Origin of the sequence: Sulfitobacter sp. EhC04, from assembly GCF_001650875.1 — a bacterium.
Classification (GTDB): Bacteria; Pseudomonadota; Alphaproteobacteria; order Rhodobacterales; family Rhodobacteraceae; genus Sulfitobacter.
In genome coordinates, this window is record NZ_LXYI01000058.1 from 1 (window position 1) to 4,348 (window position 4,348).

The 4,348-nt window shown below is 53.2% G+C and carries 1 protein-coding gene, 1 tRNA gene and 2 rRNA genes; all 4 read right to left on the reverse strand.

Annotated features, from left to right (window positions below; translation table 11 throughout):
• Positions 1-21 precede the first annotated feature (21 nt).
• Positions 22-495 (reverse strand): VOC family protein, encoded by a 474-nt coding sequence (locus A8B82_RS20195; RefSeq protein ID WP_067296635.1) that lies wholly within the window; start codon positions 493-495, stop codon positions 22-24.
• 163 nt (positions 496-658) lie between these two features.
• Positions 659-735 (reverse strand) — tRNA-Met (locus tag A8B82_RS20200).
• Between the two features lie 57 nt (positions 736-792).
• Positions 793-907, reverse strand: a 5S ribosomal RNA gene (rrf, locus tag A8B82_RS20205).
• A 186-nt stretch (positions 908-1,093) separates the two neighbouring features.
• A 23S ribosomal RNA gene (locus tag A8B82_RS20210) occupies positions 1,094-3,985 on the reverse strand.
• Positions 3,986-4,348 lie beyond the last annotated feature (363 nt).

Genomic DNA, 4,348 nt, shown 5'->3' on the forward strand with positions numbered 1-4,348 from the left:
ACACGCCTGATGAATGGCTTGTCAGGGAGCCTCTTCCAGCAAGGCGGCGACGTCTAGCCTGGCATTGCTCATCACCAGCTTTCCGGCCGCATCGCGGGGCCAGTCGGCCTGCGGCCGATCGCGATAGATCTCGACCCCGTTTTCATCGGGATCGCGCAGATAGATCGCTTCGCTCACCCCATGATCCGCGGCACCGTCCAGCGGAATACCCGCGTCGACCACCCGCTTGAGCACTGCCGCAAGGCTGGCCCGATCCGGATACAGGAATGCGGAATGATAAAGCCCCGTGTGCCCCGAGGGCGGAGGCGTGGCACCCAGGCTGTCCCAGGTGTTCAGCCCGATGTGGTGGTGGTAGCCGCCGGCCGACAGGAAGGCCGCCTGATTGCCATACTGCTGCGTAACTTCGAACCCCAGAATATCCCGGTAGAACGCAATGGCACGTTCAAGATCACTCACCCGTAGGTGGACGTGACCGATGGTGGCGTGGTCTGTCATTGCGGTTCCTTTCCAATCCTTTTCAATAGATAGGATATGCCAGAGCAGGTTACGAGGCCCGGAAACGCAGAGTGTTTGTGCATATCTGAAGAGAAGACCGCACAAGAAACAGCAAAAACGCCGCACAAGGCGACGTGAACGGGCGAAGTTATCGGAAAGGACTTGGTTGCGGGAGTAGGATTTGAACCTACGACCTTCAGGTTATGAGCCTGACGAGCTACCGGGCTGCTCCATCCCGCGCCACTAAGTCGATATTTTTGATCATCGAAGAGAGATACATATTAGAGGACTTGTTAGGTTTGGCGATGACCTACTCTCCCACGTCTTAAGACGCAGTACCATCGGCGCTACGGCACTTAACGGCTGGGTTCGGGATGGGACCAGGTGTTTTGCTCGCGCTATGATCACCAAACCAAACAAATCCTCCACGAGCCTTCCGCACAGTGGAAGGTCTCGGGCGGGAGGCGGCGCATCCTTGGATGCGCGTTCCCGCTCTATTGCCATTCCGGAAGGAACGGCTGTGTTGATGTCCAAGTCAGTACAGCTAATGTATGTGTATGCTTTTGATTGATAAGCAGAAGTCTCGCTTCTACTGGATCAAATCAAGCCTATCGAGCAATTAGTACCAGTCAACTGAACGTGTTACCACGCTTACATCTCTGGCCTATCGACGAGGTGGTCTACCTCGGCTCTCAGGGATACCTTGTTTTGAGGGGGGCTTCCCGCTTAGATGCCTTCAGCGGTTATCCTGTCCGATCATAGCTACCCAGCACTGCTATTGGCATAACAACTGGTCCACCAGTGGATCGTTCACCCCGGTCCTCTCGTACTAGGGGCAACTCCTCTCAAGTATCCTACACCCACGGAAGATAGGGACCGAACTGTCTCACGACGTTCTAAACCCAGCTCACGTACCTCTTTAAACGGCGAACAGCCGTACCCTTGGGACCTGCTCCAGCCCCAGGATGAGATGAGCCGACATCGAGGTGCCAAACACTGCCGTCGATATGGACTCTTGGGCAGTATCAGCCTGTTATCCCCGGCGTACCTTTTATCCGTTGAGCGATGGCCCTCCCACTTGGGACCACCGGATCACTATGGCCGTCTTTCGACTCTGCTCGACTTGTCAGTCTTGCAGTCAGGCTGGCTTCTGCCATTGCACTCAACGAGCGATTTCCGACCGCTCTGAGCCAACCTTCGCGCGCCTCCGTTACGATTTAGGAGGCGACCGCCCCAGTCAAACTACCCGCCACACAGGGTCCCGGATCCGGATAACGGACCGCGGTTAGACATCAAGCAGAACAAGGGTGGTATCTCAAGGGAGGCTCCACCGAAACTAGCGTTCCGGTTTCAAAGCCCACCACCTATCCTGCACATGTTCGGCCTAATGCCAGTGTGAAGCTGTAGTAAAGGTGCACGGGGTCTTTCCGTCTAACCGCGGGAAACCTGCATCTTGACAGGTAATTCAATTTCGCTGAGTCTATGTTGGAGACAGCGGGGAAGTCGTTACGCCATTCGTGCAGGTCGGAACTTACCCGACAAGGAATTTCGCTACCTTAGGACCGTTATAGTTACGGCCGCCGTTTACCTGGGCTTCAATTCAGAGCTCTCACCCCTCCTTTTAACCTTCAGGCACCGGGCAGGCGTCAGACCCTATACGTCGTCTTGCGACTTCGCAGAGCCCTGTGTTTTTAATAAACAGTCGCCACCCCCTGGTTTGTGCCCCCAGCCTCTAGTTGCCTAGAAACCGGGCCTCCTTCTCGCGAACTTACGGAGGTATTTTGCCGAGTTCCTTCAACATAGTTCTCTCAAGCGCCTTGGTATTCTCTACCAGTCCACCTGTGTCGGTTTAGGGTACGATCTAGCGATGGAGCTATTTCCAGGAACCTCTAAGCAGCCCATTCAATCCGATAAGGATGAACTACCCTCGAGATCCGTCACTTCCATCTGGCCCAGGAATATTAACCTGGTTCCCATCGACTACGCCTTTCGGCCTCGCCTTAGGGGTCGGCTTACCCTGCTCAGATTAGCTTTAAGCAGGAACCCTTGGACTTTCGGCGAGAGTGTCTCTCACACTCTTTGTCGCTACTCATGTCATCATTCTCACTAGTGATCTCTCCACCGGATCGCTCACGCGCCAGCTTCACAGAAAAGACTACGTCTCCACTATTTTGCGCTACCGCCCGGAGGGCTACTTGAGCGCGTTAGCACTCAAACAGAACCGGATGGTCCGCTTAAATATAAGAGACACAGTCTTATGTCACACTACGCTCTGCTACCATGCAATAAATGCATCCTCAGCTTCGGCTCATGGCTTGAGCCCCGTTACATCTTCGCCGCAAGACAGCTTAATTAGACCAGTGAGCTGTTACGCTATCTTTAAAGGATGGCTGCTTCTAAGCCAACCTCCTGGTTGTTTTGGCCGTCTCACCTGCTTTCCCACTTAGCCATGAATTAGGGGCCTTAGCTGGAGGTCAGGGTTGTTTCCCTCTTCACGACGGACGTTAGCATTCGCCGTGTGTCTGCCATCTAGTACTCCTCGGTATTCGGAGTTTGGTTAGGATCAGTAAGCCTGTGGGGCCCCATTACCCATCCAGTGCTCTACCCCCGAGGGTATTCGGATGACGCTCTACCTAAATAGATTTCGCAGAGAACCAGCTATCTCCGAGTTTGATTGGCCTTTCACCCCTAGGCACAGCTCATCCCGATCCTTTTCAACGGATGTGGGTTCGGTCCTCCAGTAAGTGTTACCTTACCTTCAACCTGGCCATGCCTAGATCACTCGGTTTCGGGTCTGATCCCACGAACTCAACGCCCTATTAAGACTCGCTTTCGCTGCGCCTACACCTAACGGCTTAAGCTTGCTCGTGAGACCAAGTCGATGACCCATTATACAAAAGGTACGCTGTCAGGTCGCAAGGACCCTCCAACTGATTGTAGGCGTTCGGTTTCAGGTACTGTTTCACTCCCCTCGTCGGGGTGCTTTTCACCTTTCCCTCACGGTACTGGTTCACTATCGGTCAGTAAGGAGTACTTAGCCTTCGAAGGTGGTCCTCCGATCTTCGAACAGGATTTCACGTGTCCCGCCCTACTTAATACGTCCAATCATGCTTCTTATACGGGACTATCACCCACTCTGGTTGCGCATTCCAACGCATTCTAACCACACTCATGGCTCGGCTGGTCCCCGTTCGCTCGCCGCTACTAGGGGAGTATCAATTGATTTCCTTTCCTCCGGGTACTTAGATGTTTCAGTTCCCCGGGTTTGCTTTTCTAAACCTATGTATTCAGTCTAGAAATACCTGTTTTACCGCATTATTGATCGCCGCCGAAGCGGTTAACAATAACACAGTATCAGGTGGGTTGCCCCATTCAGAAATCCATGGATCAAAGCTTATTCTCAGCTCCCCATGGCTTATCGCAGAGTATCACGTCTTTCATCGCCTCTTACTGCCAAGGCATTCACCAAACGCCCTTTTCGCGCTTGATTTGATCCAGAAAAAGCAAGACTTGCGTCCCGCGCGACAATCAGAAGCTGGTAAGAAACTGATCATCCTTATCCTGGTTCAAAAGCATACTTTTTCCCGCCCAGACTATCGTCTGGACAACGAGACATGCTGATAGCCACAACCCGTGCAGGGTGCAGCGTCATGTCTCTGGTTAGTGTACTTGACTTGGACAACACGTTCTTTTCAGCAGGCAGACGCTTGGTAGGCCGAGGAAACAGCCTTGCAAACGCTCGCTTTGGCCCAAATCCGAAGACATGGTCCGCCGCACCAAACTGAGGTCATTCCCTTACTCGGGACAACCAAACAGTGTTGTTATTGTATCTCTCTTTACGATGTCAATCACG